This is a genomic window from Halanaerobiales bacterium, from assembly GCA_035270125.1.
GTDB lineage: Bacteria > Bacillota > Halanaerobiia > Halanaerobiales > DATFIM01 > DATFIM01.
Map to the genome: position 1 here is coordinate 1 of DATFIM010000022.1, position 15,882 is coordinate 15,882.

Sequence of the window (15,882 nt, forward strand, 5' to 3'; positions counted from 1 at the left end):
ACGCTCTACCACTGAGCTATTCCCGCAAAAAATGGTGGTGAGAGGCGGAATCGAACCGCCGACACGAGGATTTTCAGTCCACTGCTCTACCGACTGAGCTATCTCACCTAAAAATGGCGGAGGCGACGGGATTTGAACCCGCGGTCTCCGGCGTGACAGGCCGGCGCGTTGAACCACTTCGCTACGCCTCCATTTTTAATTTTTACATGGTGGGCGAAACAGGGCTCGAACCTGTGACCCCCTGCTTGTAAGGCAGGTGCTCTCCCAGCTGAGCTATTCGCCCATCACTACTTCAGCATAAAACAGTATATACAAAACTTAGCTTTAAGTCAAAATTATCAAAGTCTTTTAAAAGATATTATATTTAATTATATACTACATACTACTAAATACTATAAAATACTTGACAATTTAAAATTAAGTTAATTAATTACTTTTTTGCTGTTATTTCATATTTTATTTTAATTTTTTCATTTTTTTGTAATAATTTTACTAAATCACTAACCAGTCTCTGATCCATATTTGTATCTACCATTTTATAACTTTCAACAATAGTAGAATATAGTTGTGGAATATCAGTTAAATAATCTTTATTTAATGTTTTATTTTTAACTGCTTTAATTAATTTTTCCTGTCTTTTTAACCTATCAGTTTTAACCTGTTCATAGTTATACCATCGTATGTAACTTAATGCTTCTTTTCCGGAAAGTACATTTTCTCCCTTTTTTAAATCTAAATTCAAATCAGGAATTTCCATTTTTTTATCTAAATTTATTGGTACTCCTCCAATTTCATCTATAAATTTGATAAATCCATCATAACTTATAACAAAATAATAATCTTCTTTTATATCTAAAAAATCATTTGTTTTTTTTCTTAATTCAGCAGTTTCATATTTTTTTAATTTATTATCATCTACCTCTATTTCAGGTGAAATTGAGTTTAATTCAATAATATTGTCTTCATTTTTATATTGAGCCATAATTATAGCATCAGTTTCTATACTATCTTTTTGAACACTTTTTCTATCATCTAGACCTAAAATCAAAATATTTATATCTCTTTTAATCTCAAAATCATCAATTGCTAATCCTGGGATAAGCTGCGGAAAAAAATTATATAAATAAATTCCTGAAAATAATAAAATAAATATTGCAATTAAAATAACCCATTTAGTCTTTTTATTCATGAATTTAAAACTCCCTTCAATTTTTCATATGATAATTTATATTTATTTTAGTTACTGTTATTATATTTTCAATAAATATAGATCTATTCCTCCTTTTGATTTTAGATTATATTTTTTTGAATCATTTTTAAGCTTTTTTCCTTGACAGAATATATAATTATGCTATAATATATAAGTGCAATGCCGAGGTGGCGGAATTGGCAGACGCGCAGCGTTGAGGGCGCTGTGGGTATTTTGCCTGTGCGGGTTCGAATCCCACCCTCGGCACCATTTTAATTTAATACGATAATTTACCCCCAAGTTTACCCTGATAATGCAGGTTTCTTGGGGGTTTTTTATTTTCAGTTCTTCAAAGGGAAAGAGACACTCTTGTCGAATATTATTAATAAGGCTTTTCCTTCTTTCGAGTTTTATAGATAATACGATTTAATTCGAAAAGAAATGTCGAAATTTAAATAAACTAAGGAGGTTTTTTAATGCCTTATTTAGCTGCTGAAGATCGTTATCAAAAAATGGAATATCACTATACTGGAAATAGTGGACTCAAATTACCTGCAATTTCTTTAGGGTTATGGCATAACTTTGGCGGAGTTGACAGTTTAGAAAACGCCCGCAAAATGCTACGACAGGCTTTTGATTTAGGAATTACCCACTTTGATCTGGCCAATAACTACGGCCCCCCTGCTGGTTCTGCAGAAGAAACAATGGGGATTTTAATGTAAAAAGACTTTAAACCTTACCGCGATGAACTCCTCATTTCTTCGAAAGCTGGTTATGGAATGTGGCCGGGACCTTATGGAAACTGGGGTTCCCGCAAATACTTAATTTCAAGTATAGATCAAAGTTTAAAAAGGATGGGACTTGATTATGTAGATATCTTTTATCACCACCGACCAGATCCAGATACTCCACTTGAAGAAACAATTGGGGCTTTAAAACAGATTCAGGATCAGGGAAAGGCTCTTTATGTAGGTATTTCCAATTATAATGCCCGCCAGACTGAAAAAGCTGTAGAAGTTGCTGAAAAAATGGGAGTTAAACTACTCTTAAATCAGTTTAACTATTCTATCTTTGACCGCTGGTCAGAAGAAGAAAGTCTTTTAAGAACACTTACAGAATCTGAAATGGGTTCAATTATCTTTTCACCTCTTTCTCAAGGCTTATTAACTGATAAATATCTGGGAGGAATTCCAGAAGATTCTCGCGCTGCTAAAGAAAGCGGTTTTCTTAAAAAAGAAAACATCACTGCAGAAAAACTAGAAAAAGTTAGAAAGCTAAATGATATTGCAGCTGAATAAATGGGTATTACCAACCGGGCACTTGAGAATATATGAAAATAACAAAAAAAGCTAAAACCCCCTGATCTAGGGACTTTAGCTTTTTTTGATTGTTCAGCTTATTTTACTTCTTTTCTAAAACTACATTATCAATATAAATTGTAGTTACTGCACCATTATCAGTGTTTCCCAAAGAGAATACCAGTTTGGGTATATCAGCTTTACTTAGATTAACATCAAAATTGAAGTTTTTCATTTCAGTACCTAATTCTGCATTAGTCTCACCATAAACAGTCCAGGATCCTCCATCTTCCTGAATCATAGCAATAATGTCACGCGCTTTATCAGCTCTGGCATCAAATGATAGAGTGTATTCTCCAGCCTCTAAATCAAGATACTGTGCAAACTGAACTGCCCAGGTCTGGTTGCCGAGACTTGTTACATCAATTTTAAATACGCCGTCTTCAACACCATAGTCTCCAACAGCTCCACCTTCACCTGCCCAGACATACCAGTTATCAGGAGCGTCTCCCATTTCATTTACAATTTCACTGTCAAAGTTACTATTTACAACTGCATTTTTAGTATAGCCTGGTTCTTCAGATTCTCCACCTCTTTGAGTTTCATTATCTGCTGTTCTTTCTACTACATGATAGGGCTCTTCCTGATCATCAATATACCAACTGATCTGATCAGGAGTCCACTCTAGAGTAAAGGTATGGTAGCTTTCAACAAAATTACCTTCTTCTAACTCAAAATCTTCAGTGATTCCTCCACCACCATAGTGGTTAGGTCCGTGAACTGTTCCGTGAACTTCTTTTACATTCCCGGCAATGAATTCCATAATATCAATTTCGCCACAGGCAGGCCATGGATTTTCAGCTATATCAGATCCTAACATCCAGAATGCAGGCCATAGTCCCTGTCCTTCAGGCAGTTTAGCTCTGATTTCTACCTTACCATATTTCATATTAACTTTATTTTGAGTTATCATCCTGGTAGAAGTATAATCATAACTTCCATATTGATCACTGCGATTTTCTTTTCTAGCCGTAATAACTAAGTTGCTGTCTTCAACGCGGGCATTTTCGCCTTCAGTATAATACTGTAGCTCATTATTACCCCAGCCAGGAATTCCCTGCTTGTGACCATTTCCTACTTCATAAGTCCAGTAATCTTCATTAACTTCTTCTCCTTCAAAATCATCCTGCCAGTCTAAGTTGCCGTCCTGGTCATAAACTTTAATGTAGTCAACTAACATTTCTCTAGGAAAATCAGTTTCAACCTGACCACCTAAATTACCACCCACAGCTACATTAAATATAAAGAAGAAGTCATTATTGTAAACCCATTCTTTTTTAGGATCTTCTGGAATTTCATCTGCAGCAGCTTCACCAATCTTTGTTATACTGACATTATCAATCCAAATTGTACCTGTATTTTTACCTAGTTGAAATTCAACTCTTGCTTTGGGATCAGTATCTTTCCCCATTACAAATTCAAATTCATAACTTTTTAAGTTTCTGTCTAGTTCAGCTACAAAACCTCCAGTTTCACCATTACCATTAACATAGGAGTTCCAGGATCTATCAGCAGTTCCCCCAATTTTTAATTCTATTTCTCTCGGTTTAGAAGCTTTAGCATCAAATTGAACTTTATACTTATAGCCCTTTTCGATCTCAACTGGAGCCTGCATCAGCTGAATTGAATAAGTATTACTTCCACCTTCAAAAATAGAGGCTTTAAAAGCACCATCATCCATTTCAGCTGAAGCTTCACCAGCATTTTCTAAAAAGAGCCAGCTGTCTTTAGTATCAAAGTTTCCATCACCATTATCTGTAACTTCATTTACCCCGTAAAACCCTTCTTCAAAATCAGCATTATCCAGAATATTTTCCGCCTGAACAGAAATACTAAAAAAAACTAAAACCATCACTAAAATCACTGAAATTTTACTTTTAAACTTTAGCATCCTATCACCCTTTTTAAATATTTTTTAATAAACGAGGGTCTGAATTGCATGAGCAGGTATTTGAACCTTTACCTGTTTTTTCTTTTCTTTTAGAATAAATTCCTGAGCCTCATCTTTTTCATTCATCACTACAACTGCAGTAGACTGATCTGGATTTTCGAAAGCTGTAAATAGGAGCTGATTAGTATCGTTTTCAAGACCAATTTTTACTGCTCCTGGTTTAATGTATTTGCTGAAATGACCCAGATAATAGTAGGGACTATTATAATGAACTTTATTTTTTTCAGTATCTACAATGATCGGGGCATCACAGTAATTTTGAACATGATTTGGTCCACCTTCTTTGTTTAAAACAAGATTCCAGTCTACCCAGCCGGTTGTGTAGTGATTTAAATCCGCTATAAGATGACGACCGTATTTTTCTCCGGTCCACCACTCATCAATAAAGTTATCTGCATTAAATAAGGGATTACAACCTTCAGTAAAGACTAATTCTTTATCATAGGTCTCATAGGTATAGCTTAAAACTTCATCATCAACTATATCCTTGCTATCATCTTCACCATACCAGTGAAAACCTACACCCCAGACCCACTGAGCTGCTTCTGGATCAGCTAAAATGGTATCGACTCTGGATTTCATAATATCTTTGTTGTGGTCCCAGACAATAATCTTAACTTCTTCCAAACCTGCTTCTTTTAGAGTTGGACCTAAGACCTTAACAAAGTCTCTTTCTTCTTCATCTTCATAAATACAGTTGTCCCAGGGGGTCTCAGCCATTGGCTCATTCTGAATAGTCACTCCCCAGATATCTATATCTCTTTTTTGATATTCTTTAATGTATTTAACAAAATAGTCAGTCCAGGTCTGCCAGTATTCTTTTTTTAATTTACCACCTTTGTTCATCCTGCCATTGGTCTTCATCCAAGCAGGTGGACTCCAGGGAGAGGAAAAGAGTTTAAATTCTGCTCCTTCAACTTTCATTGCATCTTTGATAAAGGGAATTAAATACTCTTCATCACGGGAAATATCAAAATCTTCAAGTTCAGTATCTTTCTCTGTTTCTGTATAAGCGTAATTCCCCAGAGAAAAGTCACAGCTATTGATATGTGTACGACATAAGCTGTAAGCTATACCTTTTTCAGGATGAAAATATGCTTCTAAGACTTCATCTCTCAACTCAACCGGTACCTGGTCTAAAGTGTAGGCCCCTGATTCAGTAAAAGCCCCACCAAAACCGGTGATCTCCTGAGCCTTTTGTTCGCGCTTGATTTCAATTACTGCTGAATCAGCAGCCGCTCCTGTTTTGAATTCTAATCTGTCTTTTTCTGTTAATCTGTCATCTGTATTTTTGGCTGTCTGAATTAATTTAATCTCTTTTGTCATTAAATGACCATTCCTTTATAATAAATATTTATTTTTTAACTTATTAATTAAAGTTTGAACTTAACATCATAAGTTTATTCCTTTGTTTTTCATTTAATTTTTGCTCTGGAGAATTATTAAGGCAGGTATTTTTATTCTCCACAATTAATACCATTGCATTTCTACTTAAAGTATGGGTATGCCATACAGATTTTTTGATATTATACATTTTATATGGTTTCATTTTTTGAGCATAAATTTTATCTATTTTCTGATCGCCCTCAGCCAAAAATAACAGACATTCTCCCTTAAGTAAAACAAAGACTTCATCAGTTTGATTATGCTTTTGCATTTTATCAATATTTTTAGGTAATAGTTCATCACAATAATTTAAAACTGCAACTCTCCATTCCCCATAATCTATAATTGGCTTATATCCTGATTCATTATATTCTTCAATATCGATCAAATCAGATTTCATCATTTTCATTCCTTATAAAAATATATTTTTAAATTTAAGCTAATCTCACCTTAATTTTTAATATCTCAGATTTATTATAATTAGTAATTAAATCTCTACTGATTACAGCTTTTTTATCTTCTAAACCAAAGTCAATGTCTTTATTATTTAATTTTATGTTTTTAATCTCATATTCTTTATAATCAAGGTTTTTATTATTTTCATATATTACAGAAATATCTCTTTTAGCAAAAATTGTTTCTATTTTTGCTCTTCCATTTTTATCAAAATGCTCAGCCAATAATTTTGGAACCAGAACTAAATCTCCCAGTTCACCGCTTATTCCATAAACTTGAGTGACCATAGTCAACAAAAGCCAGCTAGCTGAACCTGTTAAATAATGATACATACCTCTACCTCGATTATTGAAATATTCAGGAATTCCAGGATAAATCTTACTTTCTTCAAAATTAATAGATTGATTATAAATAGAATTTATAACTTCATTACCTGCTTCAGCAAATCCTCTTTTATAAAGTGCATTACTATACATTACAGCCATATGATTGAACATAGCTCCATTTTCTTTATGACCATAGGCAAAACCAAAAGCTCTTCCCATATTTAATAAAATTTCTTTGAAATTAGTATTTAAACGATAAGCTTCAAAATTATCATCTTTTAAATATTCATTAGTACTTTTTACTATTTCTTCAATCTGATCATCTGTAGCTACACCGCTCATAATAGGAAAAACTTGTCCTGTTAAAGTCATTCTAAATCCTAGTGAATGATCTCCTTCAAGTCGTTCTCCATTATTGTCATAATAACCATTAAAATGTTTATATCCTTTTTCATTTTCAAGCCATTCATTTTCTCTAATATTTTCTATTATCCAATTTGCTTTTTTCTCTATATCAGCAATTAAAGAATCAATAGCAAACTTCTTCTTTTCCCCTGAAACTTTATTCTGATAGGAAGAAAAATATTTATCTAACAGTTCTTTTTTTGCACTAACTGAGTCATAATTAACTTTGTTATATATAGAGTCAAACAAATATTTCATTTCAGAAGCCAGTTTAATATTTTTTATATTTTTTTCAGATTTTAGTTTTCTTAAAAACTCAGCTATTTCCAATAAATTGCTGGCATAGAGTGCAGTAAAAGCAACACTTTCTCCATTTTCCTCAGCCATATCAAATCCGTCATTCCAATCTCCAGCCTCTAATTTAAAATTATTATTTTCACCAACATTGAAAAATAAACTAAGATGTTGAATTAATAAATGCTCTAAAATACTTCCCTGATAAATTTGATTATTGAAATCTAATAATTTATTCCCATAATCCTCATTCCATTCTTCATCAATTTCTGTACCAAAAGAAGTGTGTGAATCTTTAAAATAACTCTGATTTTCAAGCAAGAAATCCAAATCTCCACTTCGATCAATATATAGTTTGGTAGTCAAAAAAGGCCAGGCACCGTGGTCCATCCAGACTCGGCTGATATTATTACGGTCAGCTATAAATTCTCCTGGTTCAGACCCTATAATTGTAGCATTTGTACCATCAAAACGAACACCAGCAAAATTATTATACAAAATGTCTCTTACATTTTCAGGCTCCATTAATAACAAGCCAAGAGAATCCTGCCATAGATCTCGCCAACCTCTTCCTCCCCGGCCATAATCATGGTGAGGTAAAAATGAACATCCAAAAATTCTTCTCAAAATAGGTTGCAAACTCACCCAGCGCATCCACTGATCAAAATCATTATTTCCAGACTCTAACTGAAATTTATCTAATTTATTCTTCCAAAATTTCTTATTTTCAGCAAGATACTTATTAAATTTTTCATGGCTACAATATTTTTTTACAGCAGTTTTAATTAACTTATTATCTTTATTTTCATCAATGACTATTGCCAATATATAACTTTTTTCCTCATTAGGAGCCAAAGTAATATCTTTAAATCTTAAAGCTCCCATAGTTTCATAACCCTCTACTTCTGCCCCTGCATTTAAATAATCATTATTAACTTTTGCAGCTTTTCCTGGCCAATCTAAAAATCCTTCTTCTCCAATAAAATCTTCAAGAACTGGATAAAAACCTATAGCTTTTTCAGAATTATCTTCAGTTCCTAAAACAGCATAAGAAACATAATTTTTCTTATGACCTCTCTCATCAAAAGATAAAGTAGGGGTTACAACTATTCCATCTTCTATTGTTTTTGTTCTTTGAAGTAAAGAAGTTACATGGCGGTGATCTCGTAGATTATCTGCAGATCTTCCATAAATTGGAATAGCGGAAGTAGGAGTAATTTTAATTTCCTCATCTCCATTATTTATAATTTTAACCTTCATTAATTCAACCTGATCATGATTTGCAGGCACAAAATTTGTTATTTCTGATTTAATTTTTAGTTTTTCACTTTTCCTAATAATTTTATGCCATAAAAAACCTGCTTTCACAGTTGTTTTTTCATCGTTTTTATCTAAATATTTTTTAGAATGCTGAGCTGCAGAATTGCCAGTTGCAGACCACAACTTCTTATCATTAATTAATAACCAAAAATTCCTTGCTGATCTATTATTATGAAGATTTTCTACAGACACAGGCTCCATTGCAAAAGTATTCTGTCCTGTTTTTATATCTCCATTTAATTTTGGTGTAATTGCCGACATCATTCCTACTTCATTTGTTAAAGGAAAATATATACGATTATAATTATCAGCATTTTCTAACTTAAATTCCCCAGAATTACCTGTAAAATGCCATTCATTATTTTCTTTACTCAAACTCCTCACCTTCCAATTATTATTTATTTAATTCTTCGTCACTAAATAACACACTATGATTTTCCTCTATTTCAACAAAACCTTTATCTTTATTTTTATTATAAAATTCCCTAACATCATTAACTACCTGTTCAGGTAAAAATTCTTCATCTGGATCCCAACGTTCTCCAATTTCAGGTACAGCTTCAAAAAGCATCTGAGTATAGGGATGGGTTGCATTTTCGTATATCTTTTTAGTATCCCCTCTTTCTACAAGTCGACCTTTATACATAATTAATGATTTATCACTAATATAATATCCTAAATTTAAATCATGAGTAATAAATATAACTGACATTCCATTCTTTTTACAGGTTTCAATCAATAAATTTAAAACTCCAATTCTGGTAGATGCATCAAGCATACTGATTAACTCATCTGCAATTAAAATATCAACATCCATTAAAAGTGCTCTAGCAATAAGTAATCTCTGCAGTTGTCCTCCACTTAATTGATGAGGAAATTTACCTAGAGTTCTGTCTGGATTTAAATTAACATCACAAAGTGCTTTTTTAATTGCCCTGTCTTTATCTTCATAACCTAAATCAAAAGAATCAAAAATCATATCAAAAACCCTGTCTACTCTATAAAGTGGATTAAACGTAGCAAATGGATCCTGAAAAATCCCCTGAACATTTCGATAATAATTCTTAAGTTCATCTTTATCATCGATTACTGAAATATCTTTTCCTCTATAAGTGATTTTTCCTTCTGTTGGATTTATTAATTTTAAGATCAACTTACCAACTGTAGTTTTACCACTACCACTTTCACCAATAAGTGAAATTATTTTTCCTTTTTCTATATCAAATGATATATCTTTAGCAGCAACTGTATATTCTGGATTAAAAAATCCACATTTAAATACTTTAGTTAAACCATTTACTGACATTACACATTCATTATTTTTTGCCATTTAAATCACTTCCTAATTCTTTCCAACGCCAGCAGGAGACAAAATGATCTTCTGCTACCTTTTCTCTTTCTGGATTTTTTTCACATTTATCTATTGAATAAGGGCAGCGCTGTCTAAAACGACAACCTTCATCAATATTTAATAAATAAGGAGGAGTTCCTTTTATTCCAGATAATTTTTTGTCATTATACTGAATACCTACCTGTGGAAGAGAGTCAATTAAAGCTCTAGTATAAGGATGGCGAGGATTATTAACAATCTCATCAGTAGGTCCAATTTCTGCAAAATTTCCAGCATACATTATCATTATCCGGTCAGCTATCTGATATAATATTGATAAATCATGTGTTATAAAAATTGAAGATTTTATTATTTCTAAATCTCTTAAATTAGAAAGCATTGTAGCTACAAAGCGCTGAGAACTAACATCTAAAGCAGATGTTATTTCATCGGCAATTAAAAATTCTGGATCTAAGATTGTAGATATAATCATAATAACTCTTTGTTTCATTCCACCTGATAATTCAAAAGAATATCTATTTAAAACTGATTCATCAAGATTAACTAAGTCTAAGCGATCTTTTACTTTCTTAAAAAATTCTTTATTTGTTTTCACTCCATGCTGTTTTGCTAAATCTGATATATAAGTTTTTATTTTTTTAGTAGGAGAAAAAGCATCTAAAGCATATTGAGGAATTAAAGAAATTGTTCTTAAACGCAATTTTTTAAATTCTTTTTCACTCATATTCATTATCTTGTTTCCAACTAAATCAACCTCACCAGACATATATTTTAGAGGTCTTTTACAGGAAATAAAAGTATTAGCTAACGTACTTTTTCCACAACCAGATTCACCTGCTAACCCCAGAATTTCTCCTTTTTTTAAATTAAATGTTACATTATCTACTGCTTTAACCTGACCTTTTAAAATATCATAATATGCTTTTAAGTTTTTTACTTTTAATATATTTTCAGTCATAATTTACATCTCCCTTAATCTAGGGTTAAAGGCTGCATCTAAGCCTGTATTTATAAAATAAAGTGCTGTAATTAAAATCGCAAGTATTAATCCAGGTATTATAGCCCACCACCACATACCAAGTTGTATTCCATTCCAGTTTACAGCATTCTGCATTACAAGTCCCAGAGAAATTCCTTTAGTTGGGCCAAGACCTAAAAATTCAAGCTGAACGGTGGCCAACATCGTACTATTAAACTGTTGAATAAATACCATAAATACATATGAAAACATGTTTGCTGCAATATCTTCTCTTAGAATTCTACCAACACTTATCGCAGATATTCTTGATAAGGAAACATATTCTTCATTTTTTAAAGAAAGTGTCTGTGACCTAACAGCTCTAGCAGTCCAGGGCCATGCAGTTAAAGAAACAATTACAGCCATAATTACAACCCCTCTAACCTCAAGAAACGCAGCAATTACAATCAACAAAGCCAGTTGAGGAATTACCACAAAAATATTTGTAAGCATCATTAAAAGTTCATCAAAAATTGTACCTCCATAATAACCTGCTAAAAATCCAATTACACAACCGACTAAAGTTGCTATTGTACCGGCTATTGCTCCAACTAAAAGGGTTGAACGTAAACCATAAACTGTTCTAGTAAATACATCTCTCCCATCAATAGTTGTTCCAAAAAAATGTTGACTGGATGGAGGTAAATATCCTGCTCCTGCATATTCATCATACTCATATTTTGATATCATAGGTCCAAAAACTGCTAACATAAATACTAAAACAACTATTGTTAGGCCAAATATAACCTTTTTGTTTGTTAATGCATAATATAAGTTTTCATGTTTTGCCCAAAAGTTTTTTAACATAACTTACATCTCCTCTGTATATGAAAGTCTTACTCGCGGATCAATAAACATATAGATTATATCTACAGTAAAGTTTGCTACTAAAACCATAGTGACAATTGTTAGAAATATTCCCTGCATCAAAAAATAATCCTGATTTTGTACTGCATTCAGAAGTAATCTTCCCAAACCAGGATAGTTAAATACTACCTGAACTGTAATAGCTCCTCCTACAATTCTACCTAATCTTAGAGCAAGACCTGTAACCTGAGGTAAAACTCCATTTCTAAAACCATACTTACGGATTAACTTTCTTGAAGAACCTAATGTTTCCATATATTTTGAATAATTTGAGCTTTTCTCATACATAATCATATTTCTCATCCCGATAGCCCATCCTCCAAGCTGTACTAAAAACATAGTGAAAAATGGTAAAAACCAGTGGTGTAAAAAATTTATAATAAAACTAAAGTTTAAACCTGGAGATGCAGTTGAACTATAAGCTCCGCTGATTGGAAACCACCCAATAACTACTCCAAAGAAAAAGGCCACAATTCCAGCCATCCAAAAATATGGTGAAGCTGCTAAAAAATAAAAGAAGGGCATTGTTGTTTTATCAACTCTTTTATTAGTACCTGAATATGCTCCTAATTTATTTCCAACTACCCAACTTGATATAATTGCAGGAAGTAATACAGAAATATCAAATACTATTGCTCTTTTTATAATATCTAAAACTGGAGTTGGAAACTGAATAATTGAAATCCCAAAATCAAGCGTAAAAATCGATTTCCAAAAATTTACATACTGTAGCCATAAAGGCTGATCAAGATTAAATAACAAAGTAAGCTGATCTTCTAAAATCTGACGCCCACCTTCCATACCTGAAAAACGAGATAAAAGTGATTGAATTGGATCACCAGGCATCATTCTTGGAATAAAAAAGTTGATAGTAACTGCAAGAATAAATGTTATTATATAAATTACTATTTTTTTCGCTAAATATCTACCCATTTTTGCTCCTCCTTTATAAATAACAGGTCCGATAATATTATCGGACCTGTATATTAAAAGATATATTTTCCCCTCTTTTAATTTTACTTAGCTGGTTCTATGTTAATTAGAGTTTCAATCATACCTAACTGATAGGCATTACCCCAACTAACTGGAACACCATATGGATCATTTTCATTAGGCCAGTTTGTCCAGTATTGAGTTGTTTGCTGTGCCCATAAACCATTATGCCATAGAGGTACACTTGGCATATCTATTAATAATGTTTTCTGTATCTCAGAAGCTAGTTCCTGCTTTTCTTCTTCATCTTTTATCATATTGAACTGGTCAATTTTTTTGAATAATTCAGGATTATCATAAGCTCCCCAATTACCATTAGTTATTTGTTCACCATGGATACTACTGTTTGCAACACCATTCCAGTAATCAAATGGAGTAGAAGATAGTGTTGTCTGGAAAACCCCAATCATCATATCAAAGTTTTTATTAAAACGTCTATTATCAAATAGTGAACTATCAGGGAAATCGGGAGTAATCTTAATACCAATTTCTTCAGCATCAGCTGAAATTGATCTAACTGCTGACATCCAGTCAGTCCAACCACTTGGAACCATAATTTTCAATTCAAGTGGATCTCCATTTGGCATTTCTCTCCAGCCATCACCATCTTCATCAACATAACCTGCATCAATTAGTAAACCTTTAGCTTTTGTAGGATTATATTCAAAACCATAATCTTCTACTACTTCTTCATCAAGATAAGATTCCCAGCCTTCTCCAAATAATCCTGTAGGATTAGATGGCTTTACCAGACCGCCATAAACTTTATTTACAATATTATCTTTATTAACCATAAAAGCCATTGCTCTTCTAAATTGAGTATCATCCATTGGTTCTCGAGTTGTATTCATATACATTAGAGCAGTATTCCAGGAAAGCATATAAGGCTCTTCTTCATACCAGGTTTTTAACCCAAATTGTTTTTTAACTCTTTGAACTCCTGGAATAAAGTTATTACTTAAATCAAGCTCACCCTTCATTAACATTCCCATTACAATATTATTACTCTGATTTACAAGATCAACAAGATATTTAGGAGTAGGCTGACCAAATACATCATTACCCCACCAATCATCATTTCTTTCCCAAACCATTCTATCCTGACCAGCTTCTTTAGCAGTATAAGGACCTGTACCAACTGGATCTTTCATAGCATTAGTAATTAATTGATCTGAAGGAATTTCACTCCAGATATGTTCTGGAATAATATAACGTTCATACAATTCTGCATTCCATTCTGCATAATGCGGCTCACTAAATGTAAATCTTACTGTATAATTATCTTCAGCTTTTACAGATTCCATCCAGTTCCATATTGGAGAATAGAAAACATCATTTTCTTTGGCCAATTCATATGTGAAAACAACATCTTCAGCATTAAATTCTTCTCCATCATGCCAATTAATATTCTCTCTCAAATTAAGAACATATTCGTCATCTGATACCCATTCTCCACTTTTAGCTAACCAGGGAGTATACTCATCTTTCACAGGATTATATGAAAACATAGGCTCATATACCAAACCTCCTGTACCAGGAGTACAGTTAGGAATCAAAATATTCCAGGTTGATGGAGGACCCCACATAGCACCAGAAACTACCAATGTCTTATCACGATCTAATTCCAAGGCAAATGAAACTGTACTAAAAGCCAAAACCAATACCAACACTAAAGTTAAAAATAAAGATAATTTTGAATAAAACTTCACGTTAACACCCCTTTTTTGTTTTTTGAACTTTCTATATAAAAATCCCTTTAAAATACGGGATTTGTTAACTTTGTAAGCGGTTACAATAACAGCAATAAAAATCATCTTATGTCTTTACATGATTCTCTTTCGATTAATTCAACAGGTAAAATAATTGGAGAACTACTTTTATCAGATTTCCCCATCATACTTATCAATAATTGAGTAGCAGATTCCCCCATTTTCTTTTTATTCTGTTTAACTGTTGTTAAAGCTGGTTTAACATAACTGCTAACTTCTATATCATCAAAACCAATTATAGAAAAATCTTTTGGTATTTCAAGTCCTGCATCTTCAATTGCTCTCATTGCACCGATAGCCATAGTATCACTCTGACAAAAAATTGCTGTTGGCTGATCATCTAAATTTAATATTTTTTTTGCAGCCTTGTAACCACCCTTTTCAGAATATTTTCCATTAAATATCCAATCAGAATTATATTTTATATTCAATTCTTCAAGAGCTTCTTCAAATCCTTTAAATCTATCATTAGTGGGTTTAGTTGCTTTAATTCCGGCAATCATTCCGATTTTTTTATGGCCCATTTCTTTAAAATAATTAACAGCTTTTTTTGCCCCTGAAATATTATTAGACATTACATAAGAAGCATTTTCTCTCTTTATATCAATATCTACAAATACAACAGGTATATCTGACTCTAATAATTTTGGTAAGTTAGGATCATCTTTTAACACTCCCATCAATACTACTCCATCAACATGACGATCCTGACATTTTTCAAGGTAACTAAATTCATCACCCCATTGCCTATTTGTAAAATAGAGAATGTCATAACCTTTTTTACCTAAATTCTTTTCCAGACCATAAATTACTTCTCTAAAAAATGGATGATGGAGGCCGCTATTGAAATGATCTGTAAAAAATACTCCTATTATATTTGATCTGTTAGTAGATAAACTTCTGGCAACAGTATTCGGTCTATAATTATTTTCTTTAATTATTTTGATTATTTTTTCTCTGGTTTCATCTTTTACAGCAGGATGGTCATTAATTACTCTAGAAACTGTTGCTGTGGAAACATTAGCCTGAATTGCAATATCTTTTATTGTAGTCATTATTTTCCTCCTTATATTAATGTCTTAATTGTTTTTTGTAACCGATTACAATTACCTGTTATATTTATTCTTCTTGGTTGAATTAAATATTCCTTCTTTTTTATTATAATTTTTCAAATATTATATTATTTTTATTTTAAATCA

11 protein-coding genes, 4 tRNA genes and 1 pseudogene are annotated in these 15,882 nt (G+C 32.3%); 2 read left to right on the top strand and 14 right to left on the bottom strand.

Features of this window, described 5'->3' with window-relative positions; genetic code table 11:
- Nucleotides 1–32: 32 nt before the first annotated feature.
- From VJ881_01140 to VJ881_01155, 4 genes are all read right to left on the bottom strand, one after another.
- Nucleotides 33–108, bottom strand: a tRNA-Phe gene (locus tag VJ881_01140).
- 6 nt (nucleotides 109–114) lie between these two features.
- Nucleotides 115–191 (bottom strand) — tRNA-Asp (locus tag VJ881_01145).
- A gap of 16 nt (nucleotides 192–207) precedes the next feature.
- Nucleotides 208–283 (bottom strand) — tRNA-Val (locus VJ881_01150).
- Nucleotides 284–430: 147 nt separating this feature from the next.
- A complete protein-coding gene (locus VJ881_01155; GenBank protein HKL74646.1) occupies nucleotides 431–1,189 on the bottom strand; it encodes an LCP family protein in 759 nt (252 codons plus the stop codon).
- Between the two features lie 182 nt (nucleotides 1,190–1,371).
- Here VJ881_01155 and VJ881_01160 point away from each other — a divergent pair.
- Together VJ881_01160 and VJ881_01165 are read left to right on the top strand one after the other, a co-directional pair.
- Nucleotides 1,372–1,459 (top strand) — tRNA-Leu (locus tag VJ881_01160).
- Between the two features lie 242 nt (nucleotides 1,460–1,701).
- A pseudogene (locus tag VJ881_01165) lies at nucleotides 1,702–2,487 on the top strand (aldo/keto reductase).
- A 103-nt stretch (nucleotides 2,488–2,590) separates the two neighbouring features.
- Here VJ881_01165 and VJ881_01170 read toward each other — a convergent pair.
- The 10 genes from VJ881_01170 to VJ881_01215 all read right to left on the bottom strand — a co-directional run bounded on the left by VJ881_01170 (nucleotide 2,591) and on the right by VJ881_01215 (nucleotide 15,738).
- On the bottom strand, nucleotides 2,591–4,438 hold the full coding sequence (locus VJ881_01170; GenBank protein HKL74647.1) for a family 16 glycosylhydrolase: 1,848 nt from the start codon (nucleotides 4,436–4,438) through the stop codon (nucleotides 2,591–2,593).
- Nucleotides 4,439–4,462: 24 nt separating this feature from the next.
- The gene (locus tag VJ881_01175) at nucleotides 4,463–5,824 is read right to left on the bottom strand and encodes a glycoside hydrolase family 30 protein (protein ID HKL74648.1); all 1,362 of its coding nucleotides are present in this window, start codon (nucleotides 5,822–5,824) and stop codon (nucleotides 4,463–4,465) included.
- 43 nt (nucleotides 5,825–5,867) lie between these two features.
- On the bottom strand, nucleotides 5,868–6,284 hold the full coding sequence (locus tag VJ881_01180) for a hypothetical protein (protein HKL74649.1): 417 nt from the start codon (nucleotides 6,282–6,284) through the stop codon (nucleotides 5,868–5,870).
- 34 nt (nucleotides 6,285–6,318) lie between these two features.
- Nucleotides 6,319–9,060 carry a cellobiose phosphorylase gene (locus tag VJ881_01185; GenBank protein ID HKL74650.1) on the bottom strand — a complete coding sequence of 914 codons (2,742 nt, stop codon included), beginning with the start codon at nucleotides 9,058–9,060 and terminating at the stop codon, nucleotides 6,319–6,321.
- A gap of 19 nt (nucleotides 9,061–9,079) precedes the next feature.
- Nucleotides 9,080–10,015 carry an ABC transporter ATP-binding protein gene (locus tag VJ881_01190; GenBank protein ID HKL74651.1) on the bottom strand — a complete coding sequence of 312 codons (936 nt, stop codon included), beginning with the start codon at nucleotides 10,013–10,015 and terminating at the stop codon, nucleotides 9,080–9,082.
- Entirely contained in the window at nucleotides 10,002–10,994 is a 993-nt protein-coding gene (locus VJ881_01195; GenBank protein ID HKL74652.1) for an ABC transporter ATP-binding protein, read from the bottom strand. Before VJ881_01195 ends, VJ881_01190 begins: the two co-directional genes overlap by 14 nt.
- Nucleotides 10,995–10,997: 3 nt before the next feature.
- A complete protein-coding gene (locus tag VJ881_01200) occupies nucleotides 10,998–11,861 on the bottom strand; it encodes an ABC transporter permease (GenBank protein HKL74653.1) in 864 nt (287 codons plus the stop codon).
- A gap of 3 nt (nucleotides 11,862–11,864) precedes the next feature.
- Nucleotides 11,865–12,854, bottom strand: a complete 990-nt coding sequence (locus VJ881_01205) for an ABC transporter permease (protein HKL74654.1) — start codon at nucleotides 12,852–12,854, stop codon at nucleotides 11,865–11,867.
- Nucleotides 12,855–12,937: 83 nt separating this feature from the next.
- Complete coding sequence (locus VJ881_01210; protein ID HKL74655.1) at nucleotides 12,938–14,623, bottom strand: ABC transporter substrate-binding protein; 1,686 nt, start codon at nucleotides 14,621–14,623, stop codon at nucleotides 12,938–12,940.
- Between the two features lie 101 nt (nucleotides 14,624–14,724).
- Entirely contained in the window at nucleotides 14,725–15,738 is a 1,014-nt protein-coding gene (locus VJ881_01215; protein ID HKL74656.1) for a LacI family DNA-binding transcriptional regulator, read from the bottom strand.
- Nucleotides 15,739–15,882 lie beyond the last annotated feature (144 nt).

Excerpts from the sequence above, each read along its gene's own strand:
- VJ881_01170 (HKL74647.1), bottom strand. The coding sequence starts at position 4,438 with ATGCTAAAGTTTAAAAGTAAAATTTCAGTGATTTTAGTGATGGTTTTA.
- VJ881_01195 (HKL74652.1), bottom strand. The coding sequence starts at position 10,994 with ATGACTGAAAATATATTAAAAGTAAAAAACTTAAAAGCATATTATGAT.
- VJ881_01215 (HKL74656.1), bottom strand. The coding sequence starts at position 15,738 with ATGACTACAATAAAAGATATTGCAATTCAGGCTAATGTTTCCACAGCA.
- VJ881_01180 (HKL74649.1), bottom strand. The coding sequence starts at position 6,284 with ATGAAATCTGATTTGATCGATATTGAAGAATATAATGAATCAGGATAT.
- VJ881_01205 (HKL74654.1), bottom strand. The coding sequence starts at position 12,854 with ATGGGTAGATATTTAGCGAAAAAAATAGTAATTTATATAATAACATTT.
- VJ881_01200 (HKL74653.1), bottom strand. The coding sequence starts at position 11,861 with ATGTTAAAAAACTTTTGGGCAAAACATGAAAACTTATATTATGCATTA.
- VJ881_01175 (HKL74648.1), bottom strand. The coding sequence starts at position 5,824 with ATGACAAAAGAGATTAAATTAATTCAGACAGCCAAAAATACAGATGAC.
- VJ881_01155 (HKL74646.1), bottom strand. The coding sequence starts at position 1,189 with ATGAATAAAAAGACTAAATGGGTTATTTTAATTGCAATATTTATTTTA.
- VJ881_01190 (HKL74651.1), bottom strand. The coding sequence starts at position 10,015 with ATGGCAAAAAATAATGAATGTGTAATGTCAGTAAATGGTTTAACTAAA.